Source organism: Castellaniella sp. (genome assembly GCF_041677825.1).
Taxonomy (GTDB): Bacteria; Pseudomonadota; Gammaproteobacteria; order Burkholderiales; family Burkholderiaceae_B; genus Castellaniella.
In genome coordinates, this window is sequence record NZ_JBAYPG010000004.1 from 77,748 (window position 1) to 93,385 (window position 15,638).

Sequence of the window (15,638 nt, forward strand, 5' to 3'; positions counted from 1 at the left end):
ACAATGGCTTACACCACGACGCAGCACGGGGCACTGCGCCGCAGCATCCTGTGGCTCCTGATCATCCTTGGCCTGGGGGCGGCCTGGTTTTTCTGGGGGTCCGGCATGGATACCGTACCGAAGATGGCACGCATGGCAGCGCCGGCCACACCTGTGGCCGTGGCCGTGGCAGCAGATGGGCAGATTGCCCGTCTGCTGCGGGCGCCTGGTACGGTGACCGCACCCGCCGTGGTCACCATCCGTGCGCGCGTGGATGGCACCTTGCTGGCTCTGCATTTCCAGGATGGCCAATACGTATACCAGGATGATCTGCTGGCCACGATAGACCCGGAACCCTTTCGCATCCGGCTCGAGCAGGCGCTCGGGCAGCAGACCAGCCGGGTCGCCCAACTGGACATCGCGCGGCGTGACCTGGCGCGCTACGAAGCGCTGTATCGTCAGGATTCCGTGGCCCGGCAGCAGCTCGATGCAGCGCGGGCGCAGGTGCTCCAGCTGGAAGGCCAGGCGCGCAGCGATCAGGCTGCGGTCGACGAAGCGCGCCTGCAACTGGGCTATACCGAAATCCGTGCGCCGCTCGAGGGGCGGCTGGGCCTGCACCAGATCGATGTAGGCAATCTGATCCGCGCTGGCGACCCCGAGGGGCTGGTCGTGCTGACCCAGAGCCGACCCATGGATGTGCTCTTCGCGATCCCCCAGACGCGCCTGCCCGAGTTGCGGCTGGCGCGGCGCCAGCAGGCCGATTTGCCGGTACGGCTGCATTCGGGGCCGGCGGACGTCATCCGTGCACAGGGTCGCCTGCTGGCTGTGGATAACCAGATCGATGTGGCCACAGGCACGGTACGGCTCAAGGCGCGCTTCGACAACACGGATGAAGCCCTGTTCCCCAACGAATTCGTGCAGGTCAGCCTGGAGCTCGGTGTGCAGAAAGGCGTGGTTGTGCCGCTCCGTGCCGTGCAGAGGGGGGCCAGCGGCGAATACGTGTACCGTGTCACGGCCGATGGCCAGGCCCGGACCGCACCGGTGACCACCGGTGCGGACGATGGTCGTCGGGTGGTGATCGAATCCGGGCTGCAGGCGGGCGACACTGTGGTGGTCGAGGGGGTCGACCGCCTGCGCGATGGCAGTCTGGTCGAGATCGTCACGGGGGCAGCGCAGGAAGCCGGTTCGTGAATCTCTCGCGGCCTTTCATCCTGCGGCCGGTGGCCACCGCGCTGGCCATGGTGGCGCTGGCCCTGGCCGGCATGCTGGCCTGGCGCCAGTTGCCCGTATCGGCCCTGCCCCAGGTCGATTTTCCGACCATCCAGGTCACCACTTTGTACCCCGGTGCCGGCCCCGATGTCATGGCGGCCAAGGTCACCTCGCCGCTCGAACGGCAACTGGGTCAGATGCCGGGCCTGCAGCAGATGCTGTCCACCAGCACGGGCGGCGCATCGAGCATCACGCTGCAGTTCGAGCTGGGCCTGCCGCTGGATGTGGCCGAACAGGAAGTACAGGCGGCCATCAACGCCGCGTCGAACCTGCTGCCTGGCGATATGCCGGCTCCACCGATCTATCGCAAAGTGAATCCGGCCGATGCGCCCGTCATCACGCTGGCCGTCACTTCGCCCACCTTGCCCCTGGACGTGGTGCGCGACCTGATCGAGGTCCGGGTCGTGCAGAAACTGTCGCAGATCCGTGGCGTGGGTCTGGTCAGTGTGGCGGGTGGCCAGCGCCCTGCGGTGCGCATCCAGGCCGATCCCCTGGCGCTGGCGGCCCATGGCCTGAGCCTCGCCGATGTGCGCCGTGCCGTGACGCAGGCCAACGTCAACCAGCCCAAGGGCAGCCTGGATGGTGCCGAACGGGCCATCACCATCAGCCTGAATGACCAGCTGCACGATCCGGCCGAATACGCTGAACTGATCCTGGCGTACGAACAGGGCGCCCCTCTGAGGCTGGGCGATGTGGCCCGCGTGCAGCGGGCCGCCGAAAACCGCGAGCAGGCCGCCTGGTACGGGAATCAGCCGGCCCTGCTGCTGAACATCCAGCGTCAGCCGGGGGCCAATGTGATCGAAGTGGTCGACCGTGTCCAGGCGCTGTTGCCCACCCTGCGTCCGAGTCTGCCCGAGGGGGTGGATCTGCAGGTGGCCGCCGACCGCACACAGACCATTCGTGACTCGGTGCATCACGTGCAGCTCGAGATGCTCCTGGCGATTATCCTCGTGGTGGCCGTGACCTTTGCCTTCCTGCGCTCCTGGCGCGCCACGCTGATTCCATCCGCGGTCGTGCCATTGTCCCTGGTGGGTACGTTTGCATTGATGCTCTGGCTGGGCTTCAGCATCAACAATCTGACGCTGATGGCGCTGACGGTGGCGACGGGTTTTGTGGTCGATGATGCGATCGTGATGATCGAAAACATCGCGCGCCATATCGAATCCGGTCAGACGCCGCTGTCGGCGGCACTGCGGGGTGCACGCCAGATCGGCTTTACGCTGGTCTCGCTGACCGCCTCGCTGGTGGCCGTGCTGATCCCGCTGCTGTTCATGGAAGACGTGGTCGGGCGCCTGTTTCGCGAATTCGCGGTCACGCTGGCCGTGGCCATTGTGTTGTCGCTGCTCATCTCGCTCACGCTCACGCCCATGATGTGTGCACGCATGCTGCGCCCGGTTGCAGAGCCGGTTGTCGGGGCAGATGCCCACGGTGAGCCTGCGGCGCAACTGGCGCGCTCGGGCTGGCTGCGGGCCTACGATGTGGGGCTGCGTTGGGTTTTGCGCCATCAGGTGCTTACACTCTGGCTGGCCGTGGCTACGCTGTTTCTCACTGCAGGGCTGTATCTGGGCATTCCCAAAGGGTTTTTTCCACAGCAGGACACCGGCCTGCTGCAGGTCGTGACCCAGGGGCCGCAGTCGGCCTCCTTTGCCCGCATGGCCGATCTGCAGCGCCAGGCGGCTGCACGGCTGCTGGCGGATTCCGAAGTGCAGTCACTGACGTCCTTCATTGGCATCGATGGCGACAACGCCACGCTGAACGCGGGCCGCATGCTGGTGTCTCTGGTGCCCCCGGGCGAGCGCAATGAGTCGGCCGATGTGGTGATCGGCCGCCTCCAGGATGCGCTTGGCCAGATCCCGGGCTTGCAGGCGTGGCTGCTGCCGGTGCAGGAACTCTCGGTCGAGGACCGCCCCAGCCGCGCCGCCTATCAGCTGACCCTGTCGAGCCCCGATGACGCAGCGCTCGCGCGCTGGGTGCCACGCCTGCGCGATGCCATGCGGGCACTGCCCGGCTTGCGGGATGTCGCCAGCGATCTGCAGGATCACGGGTTGCGGCTGCAGGGTGTGGTCGACCGCGATGCCGCAGCACGGCTGGGCGTCTCGCAGGCGGCCATCGACGACGTGCTCTATGACGCATTCGGTCAGCGTCTGATTTCCACGATTTATACGCAATCGGCCCAGTACAGGGTGGTGCTCGAGGGTGATGCGGCCCTGCTCGATGCCGGGCCGGCTGCGCTCGATGCGCTGCACGTGGCCGCGCGCGGCGGGGGCGTCGTACCATTGGCCGCCCTGGTGCATTTCGAGCCTGCACTGGCCCCCCTGTCGATCCAGAGGCAGGACCAATTCCCGGCCGTGACCCTCTCGTTCAATCTCGAACCCGGGGTGGCCCTGTCTGATGCGGTGGCCGCCATCGATGCGTTGCGCCAGCAGCTGGATGTGCCGGCAGCGGTCGAGTTCCAGTACCAGGGTGCTGCGCGGGCCTTCCAGGCTTCGCTCTCGAGCACGCTGTGGCTGTTGCTGGCGGCAGTCATCACCATGTATATCGTGCTCGGGGTGCTGTACGAAAGCCTGATTCATCCGATTACCATATTGTCCACGTTGCCTTCGGCGGCGATCGGCGCGCTTGTGGCCTTGTGGCTGGGCGGGGCCGAACTCGACATGATCGGCGTGATCGGCATCATCCTGCTGATCGGCATCGTCAAGAAAAATGCCATCCTGATGATCGACTTTGCGCTGGATGCGGAGCGCGAAAGGGGCCTGAGTCCGCAGGCGGCGATCCATGAAGCCGCCTTGCTGCGCTTTCGCCCCATCCTGATGACTACGCTGGCAGCCTTCTTCAGCGCACTGCCCCTGATGTTCGCCACCGGCTCGGGGGCCGAACTGCGTCAGCCGCTGGGTCTGGCCATGGTGGGTGGGCTGGCGTTCAGCCAGCTGCTGACCCTGTTCACCACCCCCGTCATCTATCTCTGGTTCGATCGCCTCGGCCATCACCGTGCGGGGGCCTGAACCATGCGTTTCTTTGCCCTCTTCCTGAAGCGCCCCATAGGCACGGGCCTGCTGGTCCTTGCGCTGGTGCTTGCCGGTGTCCTGGCGCTGCGCTTCATCCCGGTGGCGCCCCTGCCCCAGGTGGATTTTCCCATGATCTCGGTTTCGGCCGCTTTGCCCGGTGCCAGCCCGGAGACCATGGCCTCCAGCGTCGCCATGCCGCTGGAGCAGTCGCTGGGGGTGATCTCGGGCATCAACAGCATGAGTTCGCGCAGCAGCGAAGGGCAGACCTCGATCACGCTGATGTTCGATCTGGACCGCGACATCAATCAGGCGGCGCGCGACGTGCAGGCGGCCATCAATGCCGCCCGCCCGCTGCTGCCGTCGGGGATGCGGGGCAATCCGGTATATCGCAAGGTGAACTCGTCCTCCTCGCCCATCATGACGCTGGCCCTGACCTCCGACACCGAGTCGCGCGGGGCGCTGTATGATCTCGCGGCGACTGTCCTGGCCCAGAAACTGTCTCAGGTCGAGGGGGTGGGGCAGGTCACCCTGGGTGGTAGCTCATTGCCCGCCGTGCGGGTCTTGCTGGATCCGCGTGCACTGGATGCGATGGGGATTGCGCTGGATCGGGTGCGGGAGGTCCTGCAGGATGTCAATGCCCTCTTGCCTGTGGGGCAGGTGGGCCAGGATGGCACCCTGCTGTGGCAGATCGACTCGGCCGGCCAGCTGCGCCGGGCCGCCGATTACGAGTCATTGATCGTGGACTGGCGCGATGGGCGCCCCGTGCGCCTCGTGGATGTGGCCCAGGTGGAAGACTCGGTCGAGGACCTGAACCAGGTGGGTTACTTCAACGAGCATCCGGCCGTGCTCTTGATCATCCGGCGTCAGGCCGATGCCAATATCATCGAGACGGTGAACGCCATACGCGACCGCCTGCCGCTATTTCAGTCTTTGCTGCCCGATTCGGTCAAGCTCACCATCGCCCAGGACCGTACGCCCAGCATCCGCGCCTCGCTGTACGAGGCCGAATTGACGCTGGTGCTGGCGGTGCTCCTGGTGGTGGCCGTGGTGCTGGCCTTCATGGGCAGCTGGCGGGCGGCATTGATTCCGGCCGTGGCCGTGCCCGCCTCGCTGATCAGCAGCTTCAGCCTCATGTGGTGGTTCGGCTTCACGCTGAACACGATTTCGCTCATGGCGCTGATCATTGCCACGGGGTTCGTGGTGGATGATGCCATCGTGGTGCTCGAGAACATCATGCGCCACCTCGAGCGTGGCGTGCGTCCCGCACGCGCCGCCCTGCGGGGGGTCGCCGAAGTCGGCTTCACCGTGCTGGCCATGAGTGTCTCGCTGGTGGCCGTGTTCATCCCGCTGTGGCTGGTCGGTGGTCTGGTGGGGCGCCTGTTCAAGGAGTTTGCGGTCACGCTGTCGGTGGCCATCGCGGTTTCGCTGTTGCTGTCGGTCACCCTGGTGCCCGTGCTGGCGGCCCGCCTGCTGTCGGGGCCGCAGGCCAGCATTGCTTCGCGCGGCCGGCCAGGCGGGTTGTTGCGACGCACACTGGCGCGCCTGGGGCACGCCAGTGTGCAGATCTACGCCCGCTCCCTGCGCTGGTCGCTGGATCATGGCCGCCTGGTCCTTCTGATCCTGCTGGCGACCATCGGACTCAACGTCTACCTCTATGTCGAGATTCCCAAGGGTTTCTTTCCACAGCAGGATACAGGCCAGCTCATGGGCTTCTTCAGGGTGGATACCGGCATGTCATTCGAGGACACCCAGGCTCGCCTGGAGCAGTTTCGCAACGTATTGCTGCAGGATGCAGCGGTCGATACGGTCACGGCCCATGCGGGCGGGCGCGGCGGCAGCAACTCCAGCTTCATCCAGGTTCAGCTCAAGCCGCTGGATCAGCGTACCGCCAGCGCGACCCAGGTGGTCAACCGGCTGCGCGTGCAGTTCGAGCACACGCCAGGGGCGCGCATGTTTCTGGTGCCGCAGCAGGACATCTTCGTGGGCCATTCGTCGCGCGCGGGCTCGTACTCGTATGTGCTGATGGGCAGTGATCTGGACGTTCTGCGGCTGTGGATGCCGCGGGTGCGGCGCGCGCTGGCGGCCTTGCCCGAACTGGTGGATGTGGATGACGAGGCGGACGACCGGGGGCGCCAGGCCGAGTTGCGGGTGGATCGCGATGCGGCGCGCCATCTGGGGGTGGAAATGGCCGATCTGGCCGCAGTGTTCAACAATGCCTTCAGCCAGCGCCAGGTGGCGGTGCTCTATGAGCCGCTCAATCAGTACCACGTGGTGATGGCAGTGGCGCCGCAGTATGCGCGCGACCTGCACTCCTTGCAGGCCCTGCACGTCATCAATGCGCGTGGCGAGCGCGTGCCGCTGGTCGCGTTCACCCATATTTCCGAAGGCACGGCGCCCCGGTCGGTGAATCACCAGGGCTTGATGGTCGCGGATTCGATTGCCTTTGGCCTGGCGCCCGGCGTCGCACTGGATCAGGCCTTGCAGGCCATAGACCGCGCAGTGGCGCGCACGGGCCTGCCCACCCATGAGCTGCAGGCCGGGCTCGATGAGAGCTCGGGCATGATGCGCGACGCCGTGACCCAGCAGCCCTGGATGCTGCTGGCTGCGCTGCTGGCCATGTATCTGGTGCTGGGCATGCTCTACGAGAGCCTGATCCACCCGATCACGATTCTTTCCACATTGCCGTCGGCCGGGGTGGGCGCCTTGCTGGCTCTGCAGGCGGTCGGCATGGAGTTCACGCTGATTGCGCTGATCGGGGTGTTTCTGTTGATCGGCATCGTGAAGAAAAACGCCATCATGATGGTCGATTTTGCACTTCAGGCGCAGCGGCGCGATGGCCTGGCCCCGCGCGACGCCATCTACCAGGCCTGCCTCGTGCGGCTGCGGCCCATCCTGATGACGACCCTGTCCGCCATGCTGGGCGCGCTGCCCCTGCTGCTGGCCACGGGTGCGGGGGTGGAGATGCGCCAGCCATTGGGGCTGACCATCATCGGCGGCCTGCTGGTCAGCCAGGTGCTCACGCTCTACACTACGCCAGTGGTCTATCTCAGTCTGGATCGTTTGCGCCGTGCCGGTCGCACAGCTCCGTCCTCCCCCGTCAGCCAGCAGGCGCCCTCGCATGGCTAGCGGGCCTGTCAGCGCGTACGCATGCGCACGTGCGGGGCACCGGCTGGCGGTTGCGCTGGTATCGCTGGCCACCGTACTGCTGGCGGGCTGCAGTCTGGCCCCGGATCGCCCCTTGCCGGACGTGTTTACGGCCGATCGCTACGCGCATGCGCCGCAGGGCCAGTGGCTGGCGGCCGACTCGGTGGCCGAACGGGCGCCCGAACAGTGGTGGCTGCGTTTCAAGGATCCCGAGCTCGATCGCCTGATGAGCCTTCTGGCCGAAGGCAATCCGGATCTGGCCCAGGCCGAGGCCCGCTACCGCGAGGCTCTGGCCGACTTGCAGGCCGCCCGGGCCGGCTTCTTTCCCACAGTGACCACACAGGGTTCGCTGAGCCGGGCTGGCCAGGGCGCAGGCGGGCCAGACAACCCGGCCAATACCTACTCGCTGTCCGGCAGTGTCCAATGGGAGGCCGATCTCTGGGGGCGCGTGCGGGGCTCGGTGAGTGCCGCGCAGGCGGGTGAGCAGGCCACTGCGGCAGATCTGCAAGGCGTGCACCTGAGTCTGCAGTCCACTCTGGCGCAAGCCTGGTTTGGCCTGATTTCTGCACGGCTTCAAGAGCATCTGCTCGACCGGACACTGGCCGAATATGAAAAAGCCCTGCAAATGACGCGCAATCGACAGCAGGCGGGTGTGGCTTCGCCGGCCGATGTCGCCGCCTCCAGTGCACAGCTCGAACAAGCCCGGGCACAGCGCATCCGCCTGGCGTGGCAGACTGAACAGCAGGTCCATGCGCTGGCGGTGCTGCTGGGGCAGGTGCCGGGCGACTTCGAAGCCCGCCTGGCGCTGCCGGCCGCCTTGCCCCCCGTGCCCGGGGTGCCCGTGGGGGTGCCGTCCGTGCTTCTGCTGCAGCGGCCCGATATTGTCGCCGCGCGCGAGCGGGTGGCGCAGGCGAACGCGCGGGTGGGCGTGAGCCGGGCGGCCTGGTTTCCCGATCTCACGCTGGGTGTGCAAGGGGGCTATCGGGCCGCTGAGCTGGCCACCTGGCTCACGGCGCCGGCGCGCTTCTGGTCTCTGGGCCCGGCGCTGGCGCTGACCCTGTTCGACGGTGGCGCCCGGCGTGCCGCGACGCACGCGGCCGAGGCGGTCTACGACATGCAGGCGGCGGCCTGGCGTCAGACGGTGCTGGCCGGCCTGCGCGAGGTCGAGGACGCGCTGGTGCAGTCGCAGGCCCTCGTGGACGAGCAGCAGGCGCGTGAACGGGCACTCGCGGCGGCGCGTGAAACCTTGCGCCTGGTCACCGACCAGTACCGTGCCGGTCTGGTCGACTACCTGAACGTGGTGCAGGCGCAGGCCAGCGCCCTCTCGGCCGAGCAGGCCGCGCTGGACCTGCACCTCGAACGCCTGACGGCCGCGGTGCGCTTGCGGGTGGCTCAGGGGGTCTGACGCGGAAACAGGAGGCCGCTCAGGGGGTCTGACACGGGAACAGGGGGCCGCGCAAGGCGGCAATCCCGTGGCCACCATGCTGGCGAGCCGTGTCCAGTGTGTCGGCCGACTGCCCACCCAAGGCAAAGACCGGCCGGCCGGCGCTGGCCGCCAATTGCCTGAATCCGGCCCAGCCCAGAGGCGGCACTGCGGGGTGGCTGGGGGTGTCAAGGACGTGACCGAGCACCACGAAGTCGGCATTCAGTTCTGCAGCGCATTCCAGATCGGCTGCATTATGGGCGGATACCCCCAGCCATCCGGGTGGGCGCAGATCCTGTTGCAGGACGTGCCGCGCATCGGTGGCGCGCAAGTGTACGCCGTCGGCCTCGGACCACCAGGCATGCGGATGCAGACTGTTGATCAGGCAGCGCGCATCGTATTGGCGGCAAAGGGCCACCGTGGCCTGGAACGCCGCATGCAGTTGCGCTGGTTCACCGGACCAGGCGGGTTCGCGGAACTGGACCAGGCGCAGGCCCCGCAACAGTTCGTTGCGCAGCCGAGCCAGCCAGGTATCGATCTGCTCCGGGCCCTGGATCTGGCTCAACCGATATCGCACGGGCAGCCGCAGCCAGCGCAGGGGGGCCGTAGCGGCTGGCAGCAGCGACGCGCCCCCCGGCCCGATGGGATGGTCGGATTCATCGATGCGGATCTGGGTCGGATCCACCCAATCAAGCGCCTGATTCTCGCGACCCGTGGGCTCGCCCAGCCAGGCCGTGACCTGGCAGAAGGACAGCTCCACCACGGTTTTCGGATACTCGTGCACGTAGACCACCCAGGGATACACCTGCGTGGCCCGGATGCCGAGTTCTTCGTCGAGTTCACGTACCAGGGCCTGCTCGACGCTTTCGCCGGCTTCGATCTTGCCGCCCGGGAACTCCCACCAGCCAGGCCAGGCCTTCCCATCGGGTCGCTGGCCCAGCAGCAGCCGACCGCGCGCATCGAAGATCAGGCCCGCGGCCACGCGGATATGGGGTTTGATGTCAGGCATGGCGTGCGGCCCAGTCTCGCGCAAACTGGCGTGCGACGCGCCCTGAGCGCGAGCCGCGTTCGAGTGCCCACTGCAGCGCCTCGGCGCGGGCTGCTTCGAGTTGTTCTTGTGGGCAGCCATGGGCACGCAGCCAATGCGCCACGATGTCCAGATAATCCTGCTGGCCGAACGGGTAGAACGACAGCCACAGGCCGAAGCGCTCGGACAGTGAGATCTTTTCCTCCACCGTTTCGCCCGGATGGATTTCACCGTCGGGCTGGTGCTGGGCCTGCAGGTTTTCGTGCATGTATTCGGGCATCAGGTGGCGCCGGTTGGACGTGGCGTAGATCAGCACGTTTTCGCCGGGCGCCGCAACCGAGCCGTCCAGTGCCGACTTCAGTGCCTTGTAGCTCGCCTCGCCTTCTTCGAAGGACAGGTCATCACAGAAAATGATGTAGCGCTCGGGGCGCTCGCTGATCAGTTCGATGATCTGCCCCAGATCGCCGAGATCCGACTTGTCGACCTCGATCAGCCGCATGCCGCGTGCGGCGTGCGCAGCCAGGAGGGCGCGCACCAGGGAACTCTTGCCGGTGCCCCGGGCACCGGTCATGAGCACGTTGTTGGCGGGCTTGCCCTGCAGGAAGGCGAGGGTATTGCGCTCGAGTATGGCTTTTTGTCGTTCGACGTGCTGCAGGTCGTCGAGCTGGATGGGGGCGATCCGGTGAATGGCTTCGAGCCAGCCGCGCGCCCCGCGACGTTGCCAGCGATAGGCCTGAGCGGACCAGTCAATGGCCGGCGGCGCGGGCGGCAGCCAGGCCTCGAGCTGTGCCAGCACACCGTTGGCACGCTTGATCAGGGTCTGCAATTGAGGGTCGGACACACGGTTCTCCTGAAAACAATGCGGAAAGTATAATCTGGGTCCTTGTGGTGGATTTTTTTCGCCCCGCTTCCTTATGTACCCAGGTCTGCCTTGAACTTTTCCGAACTGTTCGCTCCCATTGCCGCCGACATGCAGGCCGTAGACGCAGAGATCCGTGCGCGCCTGGATTCCGAAGTCGTTCTCATACGCACCATCGGTGATTACATCATCGGCGCGGGGGGCAAGCGCTTGCGGCCGGCTTTGCTGCTGCTGGTTGCGAAGGCGCTGGGCTATCAGGGCGCAACACACCACGGCCTGGCTGCGGTGGTCGAGTTCATCCACACGGCCACGCTGCTGCATGATGATGTCGTGGACGAGTCCGATCTGCGCCGGGGCCGCGATACTGCCAATGCCGTTTTTGGCAATGCCGCCAGCGTGCTCGTGGGCGACTATCTTTATTCGCGCGCCTTCGAGATGATGGTTGCGGCAGGCTCCATGCCGGCGATGGCCGTATTGTCGGCGGCCACCACGGTGATCGCCGAAGGCGAAGTCCTGCAATTGCTCAACGTGCACGACCCCGATGTATCGCTCGAGCGCTATCTGCAGGTGGTGCGCTACAAGACAGCCAAGCTGTTCGAGGCGGCCGCGCAGGTCGGTGCCATCATCGCCGGGGTCGACGAGTCGCGCCAGCAATGCGCCGCTGCGTGTGGCCGTCACCTGGGCACGGCCTTCCAGCTGATCGATGACGTGCTCGACTACAGTGGCGACGTGCGGGCGCTGGGCAAGAACGTGGGTGATGACCTGCGTGAGGGCAAGCCCACCTTGCCGCTGATCCGCGTGCTGGACACCGGCACACCCGAACAGCGCCGGCTGGTACGCAGTGCGATCGAAACCGGCGAAGCCGATTTCGAGGCTGTGGCCCACGCCATCCATGCCACCGATGCCCTGGCGTATACGCGCCAGGCCGCCGAACACGAGGCCGATCTCGCGAGGCAGGCGATCATGCACTTCGATGATTCCGTTTATCGGCAGACTCTGCTAAAATCATGTGCTTTCGCGGTCGAACGAGACCGTTGAAAGCTTCCCGGGGGCCAGTACGTCGTGCCGGCCCGCAGCCCTCGTCGGGGTGTAGCTCAGCCTGGTAGAGTACTACGTTCGGGACGTAGGAGTCGCATGTTCGAATCATGTCACCCCGACCACTTCATTTTGCTAAAAATCCTTGAAATCAGGGGTTTAAAAACGCGGTGCGAGCCGTGTTTTTTGCTTTCTGGCTCAGAAAAAGGCGTTCTGTGCCAAATTCCCGAACTGCGCCACAACGGCTTGCGTTCACCTTACCCTGCGCTGCGGCCTCTGATGGTGCGCCCATCGTTTAGACTATCGTTGGGATAAGCATACAATTTTTTTCAGACATCAAGAGCAGACAGATGGTTGACGACATCAGGAAAACCCTGTGGGCAGCGGCAGACAAGCTGCGCGCCAACATGGATGCGGCGGAGTACAAGCACCTGGTGCTGGGGCTCATTTTCCTGAAGTACATCTCTGACACGTTCGCGGGGCACCGGGCGGAACTACTGAAGCGTTTCGCCGACCCTGTCGACGAATACCACTTCCCCGCTGCCAGTGCCGCACACCTGTCAACTGAGCTGGAAGACCGCGATTACTACACCGCCGCGAACATCTTCTGGGTGCCCGAGGCTGCCCGCTGGGAGGCCTTGCGCGCCGCCGCCAAGCAGCCCGACATCGGCAAGCGCATCGACGACGCCCTGACCGCCATCGAGACCGAGAACGCCAAGCTGAAGGGCATCCTGGACAAGCGGTATGGCCGCGCCCAACTACCGGATGGCAAGCTGGGTGAACTGGTGGACCTGATTTCCACCATCGGCTTTGGCAACGATGCCAACATCGCATGCGATATCCTGGGCCAGGTCTACGAATACTTCTTGGGCCAGTTCGCCAGCGCCGAGGGCAAGAAGGGCGGCCAGTTCTATACGCCGGCCGGCATCGTCAAGACCCTGGTGGCCGTGCTGGCCCCGCATAAAGGGCAGGTGTACGATCCCTGCTGCGGTTCAGGCGGCATGTTCGTGCAGTCGGAAAAATTCATCGCCGCGCACGGTGGCCGGATGGGGGATGTGTCCATCTATGGCCAGGAGTCCAACCCCACCACCTGGCGGCTGGCAGCCATGAACCTGGCGATTCGTGGCATCGACTTCAACCTGGGCAAGGAACCCGCCGATACCTTCACCCGTAATCAGCATCCCGACTTGCGGGCGGATTTCATCCTGGCGAACCCACCCTTCAACATCAGCGACTGGTGGCACGGCAGTCTGGAAGGCGACCCTCGCTGGGCCTATGGTGACCCGCCGCAGGGCAACGCCAACTATGCCTGGCTGCAGCATATGCTGTACCACCTGAAGCCCACCGGACGAGCCGGCATTGTGCTGGCCAATGGGTCGATGAGCTCCAGCCAGAACAATGAAGGCGTCATCCGCGCCGCCATGGTTGACGCCGACGTGGTGGAAGTCATGGTGGCCCTGCCGGGGCAATTGTTCTTCAATACCCAAATTCCCGCCTGCCTGTGGTTCCTGGTGAAGCAGAAGAAGCGCAAGGGCGAGGTGCTGTTCATCGATGCCCGCAAGCTGGGGCACCTGGTCAGCCGCGTGCAGAAGGAACTGGCAGATGAGGACATCGCCCGCATCGCCGACACCGTAGCCGCGTGGCGTGGGGAAGTAGAGACTGGCGCGACGATCACTGAATACCAGGATGTACCCGGTTTCTGCCGCAGCGTGCCGCTGGCGGAAATCGCCCAGCATGGGCATGTGCTGACGCCTGGACGCTATGTGGGTGCTGAAGAGGTCGAAGACGACGACGAAGCCTTTGCCGAGAAGATGGAACGGCTGACCGCCAAACTGGGTGAGCAGATGGCCAGAGGTGCGGAGCTGGATGCATTGATTCGGCAGAAGCTGGGGGGGCTGGGGTATGAGTTCTGAGTTGATAGAAACCACCTTAGGGGACATCTGTCATAGCCAAGGCGGTTCAATTCAGACTGGGCCATTTGGAAGCCAGCTGCATATGTCCGATTACACGGAAAAAGGAACGCCTGTCGTCATGCCAACCAATATAGGCACGCAAGGGATTTCCTTAGAAAATATCGCACGTGTCGGTCAGCAGGATGTGGAACGGCTGTTGCAGCACAAACTAGACGTTGGAGATATCGTTTTCAGCCGTCGGGGTGATGTCACAAAAAATGCATTAATTGGGGAAGTGGAATCAGGCTGGTTGTGTGGGACGGGGTGCCTAAAGGTTCGTATGGGTACGGAGAAGGTCGCGAATGCTAAATTTATTTCCTATTACCTGCGTTCTCCGGAAATAAAAGACTGGCTAATCCGCTATGCCGTCGGCGCTACGATGCCCAATCTGAATACAGGAATACTCGCTGCGGTGCCCGTCATGCTGCCGTCACTTCAGACTCAGCACTTGGTCACGGAATTTCTCGGTGCTCTCGACAACCGCATCGCCCTCCTGCGCGAAACCAATAAAACCCTTGAATCCATCGCCCAGGCTATCTTCAAGTCCTGGTTCGTGGACTTCGACCCCGTGCGCGCCAAGATGGAAGGCCTTCAGCCTGAAGGCATGGATGAAGAAACCGCTGCGCTGTTTCCAGATTCGTTTGAAGAGGCGGAGCTGGGGTTGATACCAAGGGGGTGGCAGATAAAAACAGTTGATGATGTCGTCGACACTCACGGAGGCGCCACTCCCAATACAAAGAATAGAGATTTCTGGGAGCCCGAAGAGTTTAACTGGGCGACACCAAAAGATTTGTCAGGCGCTATGTCGCCCATCCTGCTCGACACCGAGCGCCGCATCAGTGCGGCAGGATTGGCAAAAATCAGTTCTGGCTTACTGCCGAGCGGTACTCTGTTGATGTCGTCCAGGGCCCCTATTGGCTATCTTGCTGTGTGCCGGATTCCTGTGGCGGTCAATCAAGGCTATATTGCCATGCCACCAGGCGGGCTGTTGCCGCCGTTGTTCATGTATTTCTGGTGTAAAACCAATATGGGCACCATAAAAGGCCACGCCAATGGTTCGACCTTCATGGAAATTAGCAAAAAAGCCTTTAGACCTATCCCGTTGATCTCTCCACCTGCCCCAGTAGTTGTGGCTTTCATGCGAGTTGCAGAGACTCTGTTCGATCAAATCAGCGCTAATACAGCACAAACAAAGGTCCTCATATGCGCCCGTGATACGTTGCTGCCGCGCCTCATTTCCGGGCGCTTACGCCTACCCTCAGAATCCTGTCATGCTGAATCAGTGGATGCAGCCAATGATATCGCTTTACGTTACTAACGCGGTGCGCTATCATCATGATACGGTCTTTTTCCTGCGCCGACACACAGTCGCTGTTCGAGGGGCAACGAGTACCCAGATTTGTAAACATCGAAACTGTCGCCATGCGCAAGCTTGCCATGCTGGCACGCGCCGCCCACCTGCAAGACCTGCGCATACCACCCAACAACCGCTTGGAACGGTTGCAGGGGAAACGGAAGGGTCAATACAGCATCCGCATCAACGATCAGTGGCGTATCTGCTTTCGATGGTCAGATCATGGGGCGGATCAGGTCGAAATCGTGGACTATCACTAGGAGGCATCATGCGTGTGGTTCCCTACCCCAGTCCAGGCGAAATCCTGCTGGAAGAATTTCTGAAACCCATGGGCATTACGCAATATCGCCTGGCAAAGGAAATTGGCGTGTCTCAGCGCAGGATAGGTGAAATCGTCACCGGCAAGCGAACGGTGACGGTAGACACAGGTCTGCGCCTGTCGCGTTATTTCGGAACTTCGGATGGCTTCTGGTCTGGCTTGCAGCTGGATTATGACCAGGCCCACGCGAAGGACAAGCTGGCTGCTGTGCTGGCCAGCATTCATCCGGCTGAATACGAGCACCCATAAAGAACGCCCGGCAAACGGCGCAT

Annotated in this window: 11 protein-coding genes and 1 tRNA gene; 10 read left to right on the forward strand and 2 right to left on the reverse strand. The window is 63.9% G+C overall.

From position 1 onward, the window contains the following. Positions 1–3 precede the first annotated feature (3 nt). From WCY17_RS03050 to WCY17_RS03065, 4 genes are read left to right on the forward strand one after another with little or no spacing between them, the layout of a single operon-like run. Complete coding sequence (locus WCY17_RS03050; protein WP_372700695.1) at positions 4–1,170, forward strand: efflux RND transporter periplasmic adaptor subunit; 1,167 nt, start codon at positions 4–6, stop codon at positions 1,168–1,170. Continuing rightward, positions 1,167–4,250, forward strand: a complete 3,084-nt coding sequence (locus WCY17_RS03055) for an efflux RND transporter permease subunit (RefSeq protein WP_372700696.1) — start codon at positions 1,167–1,169, stop codon at positions 4,248–4,250. Before WCY17_RS03050 ends, WCY17_RS03055 begins: the two co-directional genes overlap by 4 nt. Positions 4,251–4,253: 3 nt before the next feature. Then, entirely contained in the window at positions 4,254–7,379 is a 3,126-nt protein-coding gene (locus WCY17_RS03060) for an efflux RND transporter permease subunit (protein ID WP_372700697.1), read from the forward strand. Further along, complete coding sequence (locus tag WCY17_RS03065) at positions 7,372–8,802, forward strand: efflux transporter outer membrane subunit (protein WP_372700698.1); 1,431 nt, start codon at positions 7,372–7,374, stop codon at positions 8,800–8,802. The genes WCY17_RS03060 and WCY17_RS03065 overlap by 8 nt, the downstream gene beginning before the upstream one ends. A 19-nt stretch (positions 8,803–8,821) precedes the next feature. Here WCY17_RS03065 and WCY17_RS03070 read toward each other — a convergent pair whose 3' ends face one another. Together WCY17_RS03070 and WCY17_RS03075 are read right to left on the reverse strand one after the other, a co-directional pair. Continuing rightward, positions 8,822–9,829 carry a Nudix family hydrolase gene (locus WCY17_RS03070; RefSeq protein ID WP_372700699.1) on the reverse strand — a complete coding sequence of 336 codons (1,008 nt, stop codon included), beginning with the start codon at positions 9,827–9,829 and terminating at the stop codon, positions 8,822–8,824. Next, positions 9,822–10,688, reverse strand: coding sequence for an ATP-binding protein (locus WCY17_RS03075; RefSeq protein ID WP_372700700.1), 867 nt, complete (start codon positions 10,686–10,688; stop codon positions 9,822–9,824). The genes WCY17_RS03070 and WCY17_RS03075 overlap by 8 nt, the downstream gene beginning before the upstream one ends. Before the next feature lie 90 nt (positions 10,689–10,778). Here WCY17_RS03075 and WCY17_RS03080 point away from each other — a divergent pair, with 90 nt between their 5' ends. The 6 genes from WCY17_RS03080 to WCY17_RS03105 all read left to right on the forward strand — a co-directional run bounded on the left by WCY17_RS03080 (position 10,779) and on the right by WCY17_RS03105 (position 15,615). Continuing rightward, a complete protein-coding gene (locus WCY17_RS03080) occupies positions 10,779–11,744 on the forward strand; it encodes a polyprenyl synthetase family protein (RefSeq protein WP_372700701.1) in 966 nt (321 codons plus the stop codon). Positions 11,745–11,789: 45 nt separating this feature from the next. Then, a tRNA-Pro gene (locus WCY17_RS03085) sits at positions 11,790–11,866 on the forward strand. 225 nt (positions 11,867–12,091) lie between these two features. Continuing rightward, positions 12,092–13,654: a type I restriction-modification system subunit M gene (locus tag WCY17_RS03090; RefSeq protein ID WP_372700702.1), complete on the forward strand. Its 1,563-nt coding sequence runs from the start codon at positions 12,092–12,094 to the stop codon at positions 13,652–13,654. Further along, the gene (locus WCY17_RS03095; RefSeq protein ID WP_372700703.1) at positions 13,644–15,011 is read left to right on the forward strand and encodes a restriction endonuclease subunit S; all 1,368 of its coding nucleotides are present in this window, start codon (positions 13,644–13,646) and stop codon (positions 15,009–15,011) included. Before WCY17_RS03090 ends, WCY17_RS03095 begins: the two co-directional genes overlap by 11 nt. 17 nt (positions 15,012–15,028) lie before the next feature. Continuing rightward, the gene (locus tag WCY17_RS03100; protein ID WP_372700704.1) at positions 15,029–15,307 is read left to right on the forward strand and encodes a type II toxin-antitoxin system RelE/ParE family toxin; all 279 of its coding nucleotides are present in this window, start codon (positions 15,029–15,031) and stop codon (positions 15,305–15,307) included. 8 nt (positions 15,308–15,315) lie between these two features. Beyond that, entirely contained in the window at positions 15,316–15,615 is a 300-nt protein-coding gene (locus WCY17_RS03105; RefSeq protein ID WP_372700705.1) for a HigA family addiction module antitoxin, read from the forward strand. The last annotated feature ends 23 nt before the right edge of the window (positions 15,616–15,638 follow it).